Raw genomic sequence first — 17666 nt, 5'->3', positions numbered from 1 at the left:
CTTTTTTATCTTCAATGAACGACTGACGACGAGACCCCATGGCCAATCCCAGCGCTAGCTCCTATAACGCAGACGCCATCGAAGTCCTCTCGGGCCTCGACCCCGTGCGCAAGCGCCCGGGCATGTACACCGACACCAGTCGGCCGAACCACCTTGCCCAAGAAGTGATCGACAACAGCGTCGACGAAGCACTGGCCGGGCATGCCAGATCCATTCAAGTCATCCTTCATGCCGACCATTCGCTGGAGGTCGCCGACGATGGCCGCGGGATGCCGGTGGATATCCACCCCGAAGAGGGGGTTTCCGGCGTCGAGCTGATCCTCACCAAACTGCACGCCGGCGGCAAGTTTTCCAACAAGAACTATCAGTTCTCAGGTGGCCTGCATGGCGTGGGCATCTCGGTGGTCAATGCCCTGTCCAATCAGGTGCGGGTGCGCGTCAAGCGCGACGGCAACGAATACCAGATGACCTTCGCCGACGGCTTCAAGGCCACCGACCTGGAAGTGGTGGGCATCGTCGGCAAGCGCAACACCGGCACCAGCGTGTACTTCGCGCCAGACCCCAAATATTTCGATTCGCCGAAGTTCTCCGTCAGCCGCCTCAAGCATGTGCTCAAGGCCAAGGCGGTGCTATGCCCGGGGCTCCTGGTCAGCTTCGAAGACAAGGGCACAGGCGAGAAGGTCGAGTGGCATTACGAAGACGGCCTGCGCTCCTACCTGATGGATGCGGTCACCGAATATGCGCGCCTGCCCGACGAGCCGTTCTGCGGCAGCCTGGCCGGTAACAAGGAAGCGGTCGACTGGGCCCTGCTGTGGTTGCCGGAAGGCGGCGATAGCGTGCAGGAAAGCTACGTCAACCTTATTCCCACGGCCCAAGGTGGTACCCACGTCAACGGCCTGCGTCAGGGCCTGCTGGATGCCATGCGCGAATTCTGCGAGTTCCGCAGCCTGTTGCCGCGCGGCTTGAAGCTGGCCCCGGAAGACATCTGGGAGCGCATTGCCTTCGTCCTGTCGATGAAAATGCAGGACGCGCAGTTCTCCGGCCAGACCAAGGAGCGCCTCTCCTCCCGTGAAGCGGCGGCCTTCGTCTCCGGCGTGGTCAAGGACGCCTTCAGCTTATGGCTCAACGCGCACCCGGAGCTGGGGCTGCAACTGGCAGAACTGGCCATCAGCAACGCCGGGCGCAGGCTCAAGGCCAGCAAGAAGGTCGAGCGCAAGCGCATCACCCAAGGGCCGGCCCTGCCGGGCAAGCTGGCTGATTGCGCCGGCCAGGACCCGATGCGCTCCGAGCTGTTCCTGGTGGAAGGTGACTCCGCCGGTGGCTCGGCCAAGCAGGCGCGGGACAAGGAGTTCCAGGCGATCCTGCCGTTGCGCGGCAAGATCCTCAACACCTGGGAAGTGGACGGCAGCGAAGTTCTGGCCAGCCAGGAGGTACACAACATCGCCGTGGCCATCGGTGTCGACCCCGGTGCGGCAGACATGAGCCAGCTACGGTACGGCAAGATCTGCATCCTCGCCGATGCCGACTCCGACGGCCTGCACATCGCCACCTTGCTCTGTGCGCTGTTCGTCCAGCATTTCCGCCCTTTGGTGGATGCTGGGCACGTGTACGTGGCGATGCCGCCCCTGTACCGCATTGACCTTGGCAAGGAGATTTTCTACGCGTTGGATGAAGCCGAGCGCGACGGCATCCTCGACCGCCTGGTGGCCGAGAAGAAGCGCGGCAAGCCGCAGGTTACCCGCTTTAAAGGCCTGGGCGAGATGAACCCGCCGCAGTTGCGTGAAACCACCATGGACCCCAACACCCGCCGTCTGGTGCAGTTGACCCTGGAAGACTTCGCCGGCACCAGCGAGATGATGGACATGCTGCTGGCCAAGAAGCGCGCCGGCGACCGCAAGAGCTGGCTGGAGTCCAAGGGCAACCTGGCTGAGGTGCTGACCTGATGGCCAAGGCGCCGGCAGCCTGGCTGTCGATCGCCCTGATGTGCATCGCTGCACCTTGTCTCGCGGCCCCGGTGGAGCAGCTCAAGCTGTTGTCCGAGCACGTGGTGGACGGCATGCGCGGTGGCAACCTGTCGGGCCTGGCCGCGTGCGGGGATGGCCTGTGGACGGTTTCCGACCGCGACGACGATGTTATTTATCGCTTTGACCCTTCGTCCAGCCCGGTGTGGCAGGCCCATGCACTGGCGATCAAGGTGCCTGCTCCACCGCCCAGCGGCCTCTCGGAAGGCGTTCGCCTGATGGTCAAGGCCAGCACCTACGTGCGTGGCGGCAGTCTGGACTTCGAGGGCATCAGTTGCGATGCCCAAGGCAACCGTTATGTGGTCAGCGAGGCTTATGCCTCGGTGCTCAAGGTGCCGCGCGGCGGAGCGCCGCAGTGGCTGCCGATCGACCCGGCGGTGGTTGGCGAAGCGCGCGAGCGCGGCCTGCTGGCTCACTTCAACGCCATTTTCGAAGGCATTGCCGTGGACCCTGGTGGCAAGCGCATGTGGCTGGCGGCCGAGCGTGAGCAGCGTGGCCTGCTGGTCATCAAGCGCCGCGACGGCGATCAGGGTTGGGGTTGCGAAGGCCATTGTGTGCTGCTCAGCGAAGCCGGCTACGTCGCTTTGCCGACGCAGATCACCTCCCGGCAGCCTCGGGTCAAGGATTTTTCCGATCTGTCCTTGTACAAAGGCAAGCTATACACCCTTGAGCGCAACGCCTACCAGATCTGCCGGCGTGACCCGGTCACCGCCACGGTCGAGCATTGCTGGTCGTTCGCCAATGAAGTACTGGCTCCGGGGCGCCGCTACGATCAGCCCTACGGCCTGCTGGAAGCGCTGGTCATCGACGAACAAGGCGCCTGGCTGGGCGTTGACAACAACGACAAGCCTCGCGAAGACGGTGAGGTGCGTCCGATTGTCTGGCGCTTCGCCGCGCCCCAGTCCGGCTGGGAGGCACCGTGAGCGCTACCGAATCTATTGAAAGCATTCTCTTCTTGAGGTCCCCATGAGCGACTCCCTTGATCTGAGTCTGGATGGCGTGGAGCGTCGGTCACTGGCCGACTTCACCGAACAGGCTTACCTGAATTACTCCATGTACGTGATCATGGACCGCGCCTTGCCGCACATCGGCGACGGTCTGAAGCCGGTTCAGCGGCGGATTGTCTACGCCATGAGCGAACTGGGCCTGGACGCCGATTCCAAGCACAAGAAGTCGGCGCGTACGGTCGGTGACGTGCTCGGCAAGTTCCACCCCCACGGCGACTCGGCCTGCTACGAGGCCATGGTGCTGATGGCACAGCCGTTCAGCTACCGCTACACCCTGGTGGACGGCCAGGGCAACTGGGGCGCGCCGGATGATCCCAAGTCATTCGCCGCCATGCGTTACACCGAGGCCCGGCTGTCGCGCTATTCCGAAGTATTGCTGACCGAGCTGGGGCAGGGCACAGCCGACTGGGTGCCGAATTTCGACGGCACCCTCGACGAGCCGGCGGTATTGCCGGCACGTTTGCCGAATATCCTGCTCAACGGCACCACCGGTATTGCCGTAGGCATGGCCACTGACGTGCCGCCCCATAATCTGCGGGAAGTAGCGTCTGCCTGTGTGCGTCTGCTGGACGAGCCCAAGGCCACGGTCGAGCAGCTGTGCGAGCACATCAAGGGCCCGGACTACCCGACCGAAGCGGAAATCATCACGCCACGGTCCGACCTGCTGAAGATGTACGAAACCGGCAAGGGCTCGGTGCGCATGCGTGCGGTGTACCGGATCGAAGACGGCGACATCGTGGTTACGGCGCTGCCTCACCAGGTCTCCGGGGCCAAGGTGCTGGAGCAGATCGCCGCGCAGATGCAGGCCAAGAAACTGCCGATGGTCGCCGACCTGCGCGACGAATCCGACCACGAACACCCGTGCCGCATCGTCATCATCCCGCGCTCCAATCGGGTCGATCACGACGAGCTGATGCAGCACTTGTTCGCCACCACAGAGCTGGAATCCAGCTACCGGGTCAACATCAATATCATCGGCCTGGACGGCCGGCCGCAGTTGAAAAACCTGCGAGCTCTGCTGCTGGAATGGCTGGAGTTCCGTATTCACACGGTCAAGCGCCGCTTGCAGTTCCGCCTCGACAAGGTCGAGCGTCGCCTGCATCTGTTGGACGGTTTGCTGATCGCCTTCCTCAACCTCGATGAAGTGATTCATATCATCCGCACCGAGGAGCACCCCAAGGCGCGTCTGATCGAGCGCTTTGCACTGAGCGATATCCAGGCCGATTACATCCTCGACACTCGCCTGCGCCAACTGGCCCGTCTGGAAGAAATGAAGATTCGCGGCGAGCAGGAAGAGCTGGCCAAGGAACTGGCCAAGCTGCAAGCCTTGCTGGGCAGCGAAAGCAAATTGCGCAAGCTGGTGCGCAGCGAGCTGATCAAAGATGCCGAAACCTATGGCGACGACCGTCGTTCGCCGATCGTACAGCGCAGCGAAGCGCGCGCGCTGTCGGAAAACGAGTTGATGCCGACCGAGCCGGTCACCGTGGTTCTCTCGGAAAAAGGCTGGGTGCGTTGCGCCAAGGGCCACGACATCGACGCTACCGGGCTTTCCTACAAGGCCGGCGACGGCTTCAAGACCTCGGCGCCGGGCCGCTCCAATCAGTTTGCGGTGTTCATCGACACCACCGGCCGCAGCTATTCGCTGGCCGCCCACACCCTGCCGTCGGCGCGGGGGCAGGGCGAACCCCTGACCGGTCGTCTGACCCCGCCACCGGGTGCCAGCTTTGAATGCGTGTTGCTGCCAGACGATGACGCGCTGTTTGTCATCGCCTCCGATGCCGGTTACGGCTTTGTGGTCAAGGGCGAAGACCTGCAAGCCAAGAACAAGGCGGGCAAGGCTTTGCTGAGCCTTCCCAACGGCGCCAAGGTGCTGGCGCCTCGGCCAGTGGCCAGTCTGGACAGCAGCTGGTTGGCTGCGGTGACCACTGAAGGGCGTCTGCTGATCTTCAAAGTGGCGGACTTGCCGCAGCTGAGCAAAGGCAAGGGCAACAAGATCATCGGTGTGCCCGGTGAGCGGGTACTCAGCCGTGAGGAATACGTCACGGATCTGGCGGTAATTTCCGAGGGGGCAACCCTTGTATTGCAAGCGGGCAAGCGTACATTGTCGCTGAAGGCCGATGATCTCGAACATTACAAGGGTGAGCGCGGGCGGCGCGGCAACAAGTTGCCCCGTGGCTTCCAGCGTGTCGATGCCTTGCTGGTGGAAACTATCGGTCAGGGTGTGTAAAAAAGTCGCAGAACATTGACCCGGCGCGGTTTAAGCGCTGGAGTCAGGGCGCATATTCTCGGATGATAGGCGCCTTGCGACATCAGCGATCCTGATGTGCAGACGAATTCGTTGAGTATCACTGCGGCACGCGTCGAAGCGGCCGCCTGGATGGGATCATGACTTTTTTACGCCTACGCGCTTTATGGTTGACCGGCGTTCTGGCCATGGCTGGCTGTGCCGGGCACCCGCCGGTCGCCCTGTATCAACTGGACGCGGGCAGCCCCAGGCTGCCCAAGGCGTCCACCGGCATGTCGGTGGTACTGGGGCCTGTGGCCGTTGCCGACTACCTGCAGCACGACACTTTGTTGCAGCGCCAACCTGACGGCAGCTTGCGTGCCGCCACCGACGGACGCTGGGCGGGCAGCCTGTCCGCCGACATCGATCAATTACTGGTACGCCAGCTCGCTTGGCGCCTGGACAGCTCCCGTGTCGCCCTGGCGCCCGCGCCGTCGGTGACGGCCCCGGATGTGCAGGTGCAACTGTCGATCACGCGTCTGGATTCGGGTGACACTCAGCCGGCGGTGCTGGATGCGCAATGGCGGGTGCTGGATCGTCGCGGGGTGGTCCGTGACAGCCGAATCGTTCACCTCGAACAGAAACATGAGGGCAATACGCCGGCGCAGGTGCAGGCTCAGGGCATTCTGCTGCAGCGCCTGGCCGAGCAGTTGACGGTTGCGGTCAGGCCTTTGGCCAATCAGCCGCCTCTGGCGGACGAGAAGAAAGTGCTGAAGGCCGTGCCGAAAGAGGCCTCGGACAAACCGAAGATGCCGCTGGCGGCACCGATTCGGACGGAAATGGAGATTTTCCGGTTCTAGACCCAGCAACGGCCATCGCGGGCAAGCCCTGCTTCCACAGGCATGTTGTGATCCTGTGGGAGCAGGGCTTGCCCGCGGTGCAGCCGGTGCGATATTCAGTCAAGCCCTGGTTTCATGCATCCGTGCCAACTGCCGCTCCAGCAGTGATGGATAAGGCTCCAGCAATCGCTCCACACAGCAGGCCCCCTCTGGGCTGGCGATCGGCCGAATACGTGCCCGTTGCCGGATCAGCCCGTCATCACCAATACGCCGTTCCACCAACAACAGATTGCGGCTGTGCTGGGACAGTGCCAAGGCATCCTGAGCACTCTCCGTCAGCAGCAGGTCGAGCTGTCCCAGGCCGAAGACTTCCTCGCTCAATACCAGCCCCAGTTGCAATTGCAGGGTGATGCCGCTGTCGGCTACTTCAACCTGCAATGCATGGCCCAAGGCCCGCAACAGTTCGCCGCAGCAGATGGCGTTGGTCAGGTAGTCGTCGCCGATGTCCTCGCTGTGGAACAGCATCAGCGTGCTGCCATCGTTGAGCGTGTGCAGCTCGCTCTGGTACAGGGATGCGGCTTGATCCAGGCAGTCGCGATAGCGTTGCAGCAGCTCCGTGAGACGCTGGCGAGGCAGGCGCCGTAGCTGTTCCTGGGCACCCAGCTGCACCGCCAGGACGGCGCTGGTGCTGGAACGCTTCGCTGCCGGCGCGGGCACAACCGCCACCGGTGTGGCAGCGGCCACGACGGCAGGGGAGTGATCACGCAGGTCGGCGAAAGGGTCGTCGCCGTCTTCGTCGTCGAGGTCTTCTTCGGCCTGGATGCGGCGCAGAGGCATCTTGACCGGCAGCGGCGGCAACTTGTCGAAGCCGGGCTCGCGTGCGGCGCGGACCTGCACGGCCGGCTCGGGTACTTCGAAGATTTCTTCCTCTTCTTCCGGCTCGGGTTCTGGCTCCGGCTCCGGCGGTGCGAGGTTGGCGTGAAGCTGGCGGGCCAGATCGCCGATTTCATCCTGGCGCTGCACGCCGGGGGTGTAAGGGTCCGGCGCCCGCAGCCAGACGCGCAGTTGCATCAGAGGGGTGGATATCTTGCGACCCAGGCGCAGGCTCAGGGCCAGCGCGAGGGCCAGCAGAATCGCGCCGAGGATAGCCATGCTTTGCAGGCTGAGCATCAGTGGTTGCTGGAACTGGTTCATGTCCAGGCTGATACGCAGGGTGCCGGCCGTCACGTCCTGAAAACTGATCTTGGTTTCGTACAGGCCATCGGCCGGACCGAGCAAGCCGTTTTTCGGGCGCTGGCCGGCTTCGGCGATGATTCGGTTATCGGCACTGTAGATCGCCGCGTGCGCCACCAACGGGTTCTTCACGAGGTTGTTAAGCAGGACGTTAAGACTGAGCATGTCATTGGCCACCAGCAATTCGGTGGCGGACGATGCCGTCTGCGTGGTCAGGCTCTGGCCCAGGGCATCGGCCTGCTCGTGCATGGCTTGCTTGAACTGCAAGCCCATCACGGCGGCGTAGATGATCAGCGCCAAGGCGACCAGAACGATGTTGTGGGTGGCGATGCGTAATGCGATCGGTGCGCGGCGATGGCGCAACGCCCGAAAGATCAGCAGGAAGAAATTGTCGTTTTTGACTGGCGTAGGCCGGTTCACAGAGCTCGGCTCTTCTGTCCGTGGAGTTGGGGCGCAGTATAACGATGGCTCGTCGATTCTGTCTCGGTTAACCCATGGCTTTTTCAGCGTGCCGATACACGCTGCAAAGCAGGTAGAATGCGCTCTTTTTCCAACCTGGGGGTGCGCCTTGCGCGAAATCGTCCTGATCAATATCACCGGCGCGCAGCGTCCGGGACTGACGGCATTGATGACCGGCGTCATGGCCAATGTCGATGCCACCCTGCTGGACATCGAGCAGCGGCTGGTCCATGACACTCAGACGCTGACCCTGGTGGCCCAGGTCGAAGCCGCCAACCATGCGGCCTTCATGGAGGAAATCCAGTCGGCGGCGCGTCATCAGTCACTGGAGGCGCGGTTCACCCGATTGTCCCCGGCCGACTATCAGGCCTGGGCTGCGGGCCAGCGGACGCCTCGGCACATCGTCACCTTGCTCAGCCGCGAGGTCAGCGCCGAGCAAGTGCGCCGAGTGACCTCGATCACTGACAGCCACGGTTTGCAGATCGAAGCCATTAACCGTCTGTCGGCTCCCCAGCTGCAGGGTGGCGCGCTGATCGGTGCCAAGGCCTGTTTGGAGTTCACGGTGCGCGGCGACGCCACCGAGCCGCGGGTGATGCGCAGTGAGTTTCTCGAGGCGGCCCGGCAACTGGATATCGACATTGCCTGGCAGGAAGACACGCTGTACCGCCGTCATCGCCGGCTGGCGGTGTTCGACATGGACTCCACGCTGATCCAGGCGGAAGTCATCGACGAGCTGGCCAAGGCTCACGGCATCGGCGAATTGGTCTCGGCCATCACCGAGCGGGCCATGCGCGGTGAGCTGGATTTTCGTGCCAGCTTCAAGGAGCGCCTTGCTCTGCTCAAGGGCCTGGACGTCAACGTACTCGATGCGATTGGTGAGTCGCTCCAACTGACGGAAGGGGCCGAGACGCTGTTTGCCGAGCTCAAGCGCCTGGGCTACAAGACAGCGATTCTGTCCGGTGGCTTCACTTATTTCGCCCGTCAGGTGCAGGCGAAGCTGGGTATCGACTACGTATTCGCCAACGAGTTGGAAGTGGTCGATGGCCAATGCACCGGCGTGGCGGTGGAGCCGATTGTCGATGCCCAGCGCAAGGCTGACCTGTTGCGCGAACTGGCCGCGAAGGAGGGCCTGACGCTGGAGCAGACCATTGCCGTGGGTGACGGTGCGAATGACCTGCCGATGCTGGCGATTGCCGGTTTGGGTGTCGCTTTCCGTGCCAAGCCGTTGGTCAAGGCCTCGGCTGGTCAGGCGATCTCGACGCTGGGGCTGGACGGAGTGTTGTACCTGCTGGGCCAGCGGAGCCTCTGATTCAAGGAGGGGGCTGCTCCCACGGTTCAGCCGGCCTGCAGCCTCTGCGAATCAAAGATCCTTCCACAGCGAATCGAAGTCCTCTTCGCCATCCGCTGTGGTGCCTGGCGCCTTCTCTTCCAGCACTACCTGTTCCAGATGGCGATACTCGAACTGGTTGAAGCTGCCGGTACTGGCCAGGCGCTTGCTCAGACTGGCCGGGCGTTCGTCGCCATTGGTGTTGATGATGATCTTGTTGCCCTCCTGGAAGGGCAGGCGGGGCGCCAGCAAGGTGGCCGGGATGTCGATGGCGCGGATTTCCGGGAGCAGCAACCCGCGCATGAACTGGCTGTTGTCCTCGCTGCTGCGCACCAGTTGCAGGCCGCAGGGCTGCGCATGGGGCGCAACCAGCTCGATGCCCATCTGGGTGCCACCATCGCGCACCTGGCGAATCCAGCGCACCACCGCAACACTCCAGCCGTGGGAGGGTGCATCCTGGATGCCGACCATTTCCCCGGCCTGCAACTGCGGCGGCACTTCCTTGGGCCAGGCCAGGCAGTAACCGCCCGGGCTGTGGTTGACGATGCGCAGCGCAAACTTGGGAAAGCTGCTTTCGCTGTTCATCGGGCCGCCAGTACCGTCGCCTGCTGGCAGTCCATATTGAATTTCCTCGTACGGCTGGCCGGCGTCCATGTTGATTTCGGCCTCGACATCGAAGGCCTGGCTCCAGCCCGGATCGCGATTCTGCTCGCCGAACTGCGGCGTGGGCGCCAGGGTCGGGCGGCGCAGGATCTCGCCGAACGAGCGCTCGCCGCCCAGGTAGTAATGCAATGCGCTCATGCCGATGCACACGGTAAGGTCCCCGTGGCCCGGCGTGCGCTGGAAAGTGCGCTCGGCCACGTCGCCCCAGGCCGCGCTCAGGTGTTGCAACAGGTCGAGACTGAAACCGCTGGGCACCAGACGTGACTGGGCGCGTTGTTCGCGGGTCATTTCCAGGAACTGTTTGAGCGCATTGACCAGCGGCATCGGGTCGATGCCCAACAGGCCGGAGATCTGTGCCTCAGGGAACAGTGTCTTGTAGCGCGGCGGTCCATCGATGCCCGGAGCAATTGCGAACAGGCTGCTGGCATCGCTGGCTGGCAGTATCCGTGCAAGGGCGCTCCAGCTTTCGATGACTTCGGTCAGGCGAGCGATTGCGTTCTGACGCATCTGGTTGCTGCGCGATGTGCCCAGCAGTAGCCCGGTCAGGTAGGTCTGCTGGATGGTCATGCTGCGCGGTGTGGACAGGTTGTCGCTGATGGATACATTTTCCAGCTTGCTCTCCTGAGCAATCAGGAACAGTTGGTGCAGCTCCAGCCATACGCTTTCGGGTACCGGACAATATAGCAGGCAGGCGCGGATCAGCGGGCCGTTGAGGCAGTGCAAGGCGCGCTGGATGCTCGCCGTCAACAGCTGGGCGCGCTCCTTGCTGGCCGGCTTGGGCGCTTGCCGCGCGACAATCTGTTTGTAGCCGATGGCCAGGTAGTTTTGCAGCGCCTGGCACAGATTGGCGACCTTGCGCGCACGCTCGTCCAGCACGATAGACTGATTGAGGAAGTGCCGTTCGAGGTTCTTGCAGACGTAGTAGACCTCGGGGCGCAACAATTCCAGCATCTGCAGACGATTGTCGCTCGGTGTGAGCAACTGGTTGAGCTCGCCCATACCTTGATACAACAGCCGCGCGGTTTCGCCCAGGTTGGCCTTGGGAAGCGTGGAAATCCAGCGTTTGAGGTCGCGCGGGTTCGCTTCGCAGAACGTGAGGCTCAGCTGCGTGGGCGTGGGTGCGCGCAACAACAGATGGGGGCTAGGGCGAGACATCAATCATTTTTCCTGGTTCTTCTACCGAAGCCCGTGGCTTCGAGTCCATTGGGGCGAAGCGACCGAGCGGGACGAACTTGATCGGACTCTACCAGCATTGGATAACGCCCGCAGCTATAGCGTTCCCAAGCCGACCGTGAAGTCATCCCGCGGCCTCCGCAATCAGGCTGACGCCGGTGCGCCGATGGCCTGACCCATTTGCACAGGGCTGCCGGCAGTCCATTGGCTGGCCCATTTCATCTGATCCGGACCGAACAGCACGATCACCGTGGACCCCAGCTTGAAGCGCCCCATTTCTGCGCCCTTTTCCAGATGGATCGGTGCGCGCGCAGCCTCATCGTAGCTGAAGGTTTTCAGCTCGCGTTTGGGTGGCGTCACCAGACCGGCCCAGACGGTTTCAACCGAAGCAACAATCATCGCGCCCACCAGCACCATGGCCATGGGGCCGCGCTCGGTGTCGAAGATGCACACCACGCGTTCGTTGCGAGCGAACAGTTCCGGCACGTTTTCGGCGGTGGTCTGGTTGACCGAGAAAATCCGTCCGGGCACGTAGATCATTTCACGCAAGGTCCCGGCCAAGGGCATGTGTACCCGGTGATAATCCTTGGGCGACAGGTAAACAGTCGCGAATTCGCCGCCCATGAAGGGCGCGGCGTTGACCGGATCGCCGCCCAGCAGTTCGAGCACGCTGAAGCTGTGGCCCTTGGCCTGAAAAATCCGCCCGTGTTCGATCGGACCCAGTTGGCTGAAGGCGCCGTCGGCAGGGCTCAGGATGGCATCAGGCGTCGGGTCCAGCGGGCGCGCGCCGGGCTTGAGGGCGCGGGTGAAGAAAGCGTTGAAATGTTCGTAGGCGGTGAGGTCTTCAACCAAAGCCTGCGACATGTCCACCTGGTAGCGCTTGGCAAACCAGGCGGTGAAGGCATTCTTGAACCAGCGGGCCCGGCATTCGGCAACACAGCCGGCCAGGCGGGACAACAGGTGATGTGGCAGCAGGTACTGAGTAATGATGAACAAACGCGATTTCATGAAATTTCCTTAGGCTTTACGACTTGCGGGCATTACTACAGGCGTGTCGGGGTGATTGCCCCATTCACCCCAGGAGCCGGCGTAGCCCTTGACGCGAGGATAGCCCAAAGCCTTGGCCACCAGATAGGTGAAGCCCGAGCGATGGTGGGTCTGACAGTGTGTGACGATTTCCTTGTCCGGGGTGATGCCCAGGTTTGCCAGAATTTGCGGCATGTCGCGGCGGATCCGTAGATTGCGCTTGGGGTCCATGCCCGCCGTCCATTCGAAGTTGACCGCGCCGGGAATGTGTCCGCCCTTGGCGGCCAGCACTTTCTCTCCCGAATACTCCAGCGGATTGCGCGCATCCCAGATCGCCAGGTCGGCAGCGCCGAGACGGCTTTGCAGGTATTCGCGGGTGGCGGTGGGCTCGTCGTGCAACGTCAGCGGTACCGGGCCGCCGGTTGGGGTGGGCACGTCGGTGGAAAGGGCCATGCCCTCGGCTTCCCAGGCCAGCAGTCCGCCGTCCAGATAGTGGTAGCGGTGGTGGCCGATCACGTCGAGCAGCCAGATAAAGCGCCCGGCCCAGCCGCCTCCTTCGTCGTCATACACCACATAAGTGGCGTTGGAGCGATGGCCCAGCTCGCCGAACAGCGCTTGCAGTTGCGGCATCGATGGCAGCAGGCCCGGGGCGGGTGGCTGGCCCAGTTGGGTGCGCTTGGGGTCGACAAAGCACGCGCCGGGAATATGCCCGGCGCTGTAACGCCCCTGGCTGGTCAGGTCGACCAGGATCAGTTCCGGTGCTTCAAGCCGGCCCAGCAGGTCGGCCGGTTCGATCACCAGCGGCAGGCCGGAAAAATCAGGCATGGGACATCTCCAGTGAGCAAAGGAGCAAAAGGCGAATTGTAGCGCAAGCGTCAGCCACTGCGGTTGGTAAAGCTGGCCAGGGCGCGTTCGATGCATTGCCCGGTCTTGGCAAACGCTTGCACCGAGACCTCGGAAAATGGTCCGCCACCCTGATCGGCTACCACCAGCATGACCACCCGGCCGTTATTGCTCAGTGAGCGCAGCAGCAGGTTGTCGCCGCGAAACAGGCCACGCAGGCTCGGGGGCAGCAATGCCGAGAACTGCGCATTATTGCCGGGATTGAGACGGATCTGGGCCGGTGCGCTCATCAGTCGCGTCAGCACGGTGCTGTTGGCAATGGTGAAGGTCAGGCTCGCCGCGGTGCCTGGCAGACCCCCCAATTGCTGCACACGCAACTGGGTCTGGGTCTTGTCGGCCATCAACAGCATGACCCGCTGCATGCCGCAGGCCACCAGCGCGTCTCGCGCTTCAGTGGTCAGGTGCATGGCATTGTTGAAACGACTGGGTTCGAGCAGCAGCTCGGCACAGCGTTTGCGCCACAGGACCAGGGCTTCGGGCGTCGGCGGCGGCGCCGGAAGCATGGCGCGGTGCACGCGGCGCTCGTCCCACGGCCAGATCAGGGCGAGTGCCGGGTGCCACAGGCCGGGCTGAGCATGGTGCCGAGCGCTTTGTGCGGCATGCTGGTGGACCTGCTGCTGCAAGCTTTCCAGCGGCGCCTGTAGATACAGACTGGCCAGGTATTGCCAGCGCACCATGTGCGCAGTGGTCCAGCCTTGCTGACTGGCGATGGCCAGCCCGTTGGCCAGCAACACGGTGTTGGCCGGTTGGCCCAGCCAGCGGCGCAGCGGCGGCTCATCATCCAGTGCCAGCTGCTGGCGCAGGCGGTCTTCGTTATCGCGGGCGATGTGCAGGACCTGAACCAGCCAGCGGCGGTCTTCAAGCAAGGTCCGGTAGGCATGCAGCACCCAGCCGGGCAGCCGCCAGCGCTCGGCCAGTTCGCGGCACAGTAACAGCAGTGGCACGCCGAACAGTTGACGCTCGACCTTGGCCGCCGACTCGCCTTTGTTGACCACGCGCAGCTCCCACTCTTCCAGCAGCTCCGGGTGGGTAAAGGCCAGGGCCCAGGTCGGCGACATGAACAACAGGCTGCCCCAGTGGATTTCCTGCCAGAGGCGGGCCATGCGCCCGGCGAACAGACCGTTGGCCTGTTGGGCGGCATGTTGGCTGATCAATTGCATCTGTCGCAGTACTGGCGGCACTTCCTTGGCGTCGACGCAGGGCAGTTTGGCCAACAGGTCTTCGGTGCGCTTGAGGCCCAGGCGGTTGAGCGCCACTTCCAGGGTTTCGGTAGGTTCCACCAGGCTGTTGCTGCTCTGTTGATTGGCCTCGCGCATGACGCTGAGTACCAGGGCGGGACTCTCCTGCATGAAGTCGGCGATTTCGCGCAGCGAGCGACGGCTGTCGCCCAAGGCCGTACGCACCTTTTCATAATGGGGGCGCGGTATGGGCAAGCGGACGCTATCGAGTAGCTTGATCCAGGCTTCGAGGCTTTGCGGGGTAGGGCTCGACACGATACGTCACCAGGCTGGTGAATGGGGCTGAACTGGCTTTTCACAAAGCTCAACTATAGTCTGGCGCACTTCTGCCGATAAGTAGAAGCAGAGAATGAACAACATGCGAACCACCCCCTTTCAACGACCGTAAAAGTGCTTCTAACTTATGGCTAAAATTATTGGCATTATCGTCGTCATCGCCTGTGTACTCGGCGGCTACGTACTTTCCCATGGCAAGATCGGTGCGCTGATCCAGCCCTTTGAGGTCATGATCATCGGCGGCGCGGCGCTGGGTGCATTCCTGCAATCCAACCCCGGCTACATGACCATGCTGGTGCTGAAGAAGTCGCTGAAGATGTTCAGCTCGCGCTTCACCCATGCCTTCTATATAGACGTTTTGAGCCTGGTCTACGAGATTCTCAACAAAAGCCGTCGTGAAGGCATGATGGCCATCGAAAGCGATATCGAAGACGCCGCCGCCAGCCCGATCTTTGCCAAGTACCCGGCCTTGCTCAAGGATGAAAAGATGATCGCGTTCATCTGCGACTATCTGCGCATCATGTCGTCGGGCAACATGGCCCCTCATGAACTCGAAGGCCTGTTCGACATGGAACTGCTGAGCATGAAAGAAGAGCTCGAGCACCCTTCCCATGCCGTGACCGGTGTGTCCGACGGCCTGCCCGGCTTCGGTATCGTGGCGGCAGTACTGGGTATCGTGGTGACCATGGCGTCCCTGGGTGATGGCGACAAGGCGGCGATCGGTGGTCACGTAGGTGCAGCACTGGTCGGTACCTTCCTCGGTATTCTCGCGGCTTACGGCTTCTTCGGCCCGCTGGCCCAGTGCCTGGCTCACGATGCCAAGGAAGAAATGAACGTGTACGAAGCGATCAAGGCGTCCTTGGTGGCCTCGGCCTCGGGCATGCCGCCTTCCCTGGCCGTGGAATTCGGTCGCAAAGTGCTGTACCCAGCCCATCGGCCAAGTTTCGCCGAGCTGGAACAAGCGGTTCGCGGTCGCTAAGCCATGGAAAATAACCAGCCCATCATCATCAAGCGCGTCAAGCGCTTCGGCGGAGGCCATCACGGCGGCGCCTGGAAAATCGCCTTTGCCGACTTTGCCACGGCGATGATGGCGTTCTTTCTGGTGCTGTGGCTGTTGTCCAACGCCACGCCGGAACAGAAAATTGCCATCGCCGGCTATTTCAAGGACCCCATCGGTTTCACCGAGAGCGGCACTCCTTACGTGATCGACCTTGGCGGCTCCCCCAAGCTCGCGCCGGACCAGACCTTGAACCCCGAGATCAAGGATGAACCTAGCAAGCCCGAGAGCCAGCCCAGCCAGAGCGACACCGAGAGCAAAACCGCAGTCAATGATCAACAGGCGGAGAACATCGCCGAAAAACTGGAAAAAGACCGGCTCGAGCTGCTGTTGCAAGAGTTGCAGAACAAGGTCAACGAAAACCCCGAACTGCAGAAGTTCAAGGATCAGATCCTGTTCGAGATCACTCAGGACGGCCTGCGCATTCAGATCATGGATGCCGAGAACCGGCCGATGTTCGACCTCGGCAGCGCGCGCCTGAAACCGTACTTCGAGGACATCCTGCTGGCCATGGCCGACACCATCAAGGACGTGCCGAACAAGATCAGCGTCAGCGGTCACACCGACGCCACGCCGTTCGCCAGCGCCAACGGCATGGGCAACTGGGAGCTGTCGGCCAACCGCGCCAACGCCGCGCGCCGTGCGCTGGTTGCCGGTGGCTACCCGGATACTCAGGTGGCCCGAGTGGTGGGCTATGCGTCTTCATCGCTGTTTGATCGCAAGAACCCGCTGAACCCGGTCAACCGGCGGATCGATATCATCGTCATGACCAAAAAGGCCCAGCGTGACCTTGAGGGTGAGCAGAAGCCTGAGGACGCAGCGCCGCCTGCGGCACCGGCCGATGGTGCGTCGGCGCCGGCAGCCCCGGAAAGCACCCCGGCTCCAGCCGCTCCAGCGGGCGCCCCGGGTGCTTCGGCGTCGCCGTCCAATGTGCAGGTGCCGGCCCATGAGGTACGGGAGAAGTTGAACCTGTTCGACGATAACGGTAAACCGGCGCTGGGCGCGCCGGGCAAGGGTAATGCGCTGTAAAGGCTGGATATCGGATCCGGGGCATGCCTGGGCGCTGTGGGAGCAAGCAGCCCTTGGGCGCGATTCAGGCGACGCAGTCGGCCGGCCATGCTCTCACAGGTCCCACAGAAACGGCGATGCGATCAGTAGGAATCCTGCGGCAAACTCGCAATGATCGACCGGTAGCTGTTCATCCGCTGCTGCTGCACACGGCCATCCTCCAGCGCCATCAGCAAGGCACAGCCAGGTTCGCGGTCGTGCTTGCAATCGCGAAAGCGGCAAGTACCCAGCAAGTCGTTGAACTCTATGAAGCCGGCTTCCACATCCGCTCGGCTCACATGCCCCAGGCCGAATTCGCGAATCCCCGGTGAGTCGATCAGTTCACCGCCGCCCGGGAAGTGGAACAGTCGCGCCGTGGTGGTGGTGTGGGTGCCCTGGCCGGAGAGTTCCGACAGGGGCCCGACCCGGGTCTGCACTTCGGGCAGCAGGCTGTTGACCAGCGATGACTTGCCCACCCCGGACTGCCCGACGAACACACTGATGTGCCCATCCAGACGCGCCTGCAATTGCTGCATGCCATCGCCGTGGTGTGCCGACACTTCCAGTAACGGATAGCCCAGCTGTCGATACACGGCCAGCAGCGCATTGAGCGCCGGGGCATTCTGCTCGTCGATCAGGTCGGCCTTGTTCAGCAGCAGCAGCGGGTGGATGCCGGCATGTTCGGCGGCCACCAGATAGCGGTCGATCAGGTTGGCATGGGGTTCGGGCATAGGGGCGAAAACGATGACGATCAGGTCGACGTTGGCCGCCACTGGCTTGAGCTGGCCACGGCTGTCGGGCCGGCACAATTCGGTGTGACGCGGCAGCTGTGCGACGATCACCCCGATGCCCTGGTTGCCTGCCCGCCAGACTACAGTGTCGCCGGTGACCAGCGCTGGCAGGTTGGCGCGCAGGTGGCAACGAAACACCTGGCCGGCCAGTTCACCTTCGGTGGCTTCGACTTCCACCTGCACACCAAAGTGCGCAATCACCAGCCCGGTCTGCTCGGGGCCAAGGTCGCCGCCCTCAAGGGTCTCCAGGGTCTGTGATTCGCGTTTGGCAGCGCGGGCGGCGCGCTCGCCCTGGATTTTTTCGATGCGCCAGTTTTGGCGGCGATTGAGCTGGCGTTTGGCCATGAGTGTTCCGAGTGAATGCGTCTAGATAAAAGGTCGA

General features: G+C 62.7%; 13 protein-coding genes. 7 read left to right on the top strand and 6 right to left on the bottom strand.

Annotated elements, in window-relative coordinates; translation table 11 throughout:
- Positions 1-38 precede the first annotated feature (38 nt).
- The 4 genes from parE (at position 39) to HB675_RS02735 (ending at position 6112) form a co-directional block, all read left to right on the top strand.
- Positions 39-1943: a DNA topoisomerase IV subunit B gene (gene parE, locus HB675_RS02750; RefSeq protein WP_213875545.1), complete on the top strand. Its 1905-nt coding sequence runs from the start codon at positions 39-41 to the stop codon at positions 1941-1943.
- Entirely contained in the window at positions 1943-2944 is a 1002-nt protein-coding gene (locus HB675_RS02745) for an esterase-like activity of phytase family protein (RefSeq protein WP_213875544.1), read from the top strand. Before parE ends, HB675_RS02745 begins: the two co-directional genes overlap by 1 nt.
- Before the next feature lie 43 nt (positions 2945-2987).
- Positions 2988-5255, top strand: a complete 2268-nt coding sequence (gene parC / locus HB675_RS02740; protein WP_213875543.1) for a DNA topoisomerase IV subunit A — start codon at positions 2988-2990, stop codon at positions 5253-5255.
- 158 nt (positions 5256-5413) lie between these two features.
- A complete protein-coding gene (locus tag HB675_RS02735) occupies positions 5414-6112 on the top strand; it encodes an ABC-type transport auxiliary lipoprotein family protein (RefSeq protein ID WP_213875542.1) in 699 nt (232 codons plus the stop codon).
- Positions 6113-6211: 99 nt separating this feature from the next.
- On the opposite strand, the gene HB675_RS02730 is transcribed toward HB675_RS02735, so the two are convergent.
- Positions 6212-7744, bottom strand: a complete 1533-nt coding sequence (locus HB675_RS02730) for an AhpA/YtjB family protein (protein WP_213875541.1) — start codon at positions 7742-7744, stop codon at positions 6212-6214.
- Positions 7745-7892: 148 nt separating this feature from the next.
- Between HB675_RS02730 and serB the strand changes: the two genes are divergently transcribed.
- Positions 7893-9092 carry a phosphoserine phosphatase SerB gene (gene serB, locus HB675_RS02725; protein WP_213875540.1) on the top strand — a complete coding sequence of 400 codons (1200 nt, stop codon included), beginning with the start codon at positions 7893-7895 and terminating at the stop codon, positions 9090-9092.
- Positions 9093-9143: 51 nt separating this feature from the next.
- On the opposite strand, the gene HB675_RS02720 is transcribed toward serB, so the two are convergent.
- From HB675_RS02720 to HB675_RS02705, 4 genes are all read right to left on the bottom strand, one after another.
- Complete coding sequence (locus HB675_RS02720) at positions 9144-10928, bottom strand: molecular chaperone (RefSeq protein WP_213875539.1); 1785 nt, start codon at positions 10926-10928, stop codon at positions 9144-9146.
- A gap of 162 nt (positions 10929-11090) precedes the next feature.
- Positions 11091-11954 (bottom strand): archaetidylserine decarboxylase, encoded by an 864-nt coding sequence (gene asd / locus HB675_RS02715; RefSeq protein ID WP_213875538.1) that lies wholly within the window; start codon positions 11952-11954, stop codon positions 11091-11093.
- A 9-nt stretch (positions 11955-11963) separates the two neighbouring features.
- A complete protein-coding gene (gene rhdA, locus HB675_RS02710; RefSeq protein WP_213875537.1) occupies positions 11964-12797 on the bottom strand; it encodes a rhodanese-like domain-containing protein in 834 nt (277 codons plus the stop codon).
- 50 nt (positions 12798-12847) lie between these two features.
- Positions 12848-14368 carry an HDOD domain-containing protein gene (locus tag HB675_RS02705; protein ID WP_345945743.1) on the bottom strand — a complete coding sequence of 507 codons (1521 nt, stop codon included), beginning with the start codon at positions 14366-14368 and terminating at the stop codon, positions 12848-12850.
- A 148-nt stretch (positions 14369-14516) separates the two neighbouring features.
- Between HB675_RS02705 and motA the strand changes: the two genes are divergently transcribed.
- Positions 14517-15368, top strand: a complete 852-nt coding sequence (motA, locus tag HB675_RS02700) for a flagellar motor stator protein MotA (protein ID WP_213875536.1) — start codon at positions 14517-14519, stop codon at positions 15366-15368.
- A 3-nt stretch (positions 15369-15371) separates the two neighbouring features.
- A complete protein-coding gene (gene motB, locus HB675_RS02695) occupies positions 15372-16475 on the top strand; it encodes a flagellar motor protein MotB (RefSeq protein ID WP_213875535.1) in 1104 nt (367 codons plus the stop codon).
- A 122-nt stretch (positions 16476-16597) separates the two neighbouring features.
- Here the strand turns inward: motB and rsgA are convergent, their stop codons facing one another.
- Positions 16598-17629, bottom strand: a complete 1032-nt coding sequence (gene rsgA / locus HB675_RS02690; protein ID WP_213875534.1) for a small ribosomal subunit biogenesis GTPase RsgA — start codon at positions 17627-17629, stop codon at positions 16598-16600.
- Between the last annotated feature and the right edge of the window lie 37 nt (positions 17630-17666).

Source organism: Pseudomonas sp. dw_358, assembly GCF_018449655.1.
Lineage (GTDB): Bacteria > Pseudomonadota > Gammaproteobacteria > Pseudomonadales > Pseudomonadaceae > Aquipseudomonas.
Note: the sequence above shows the minus strand (reverse complement) of the source record. Positions and strands in the feature narration are given on the sequence as shown.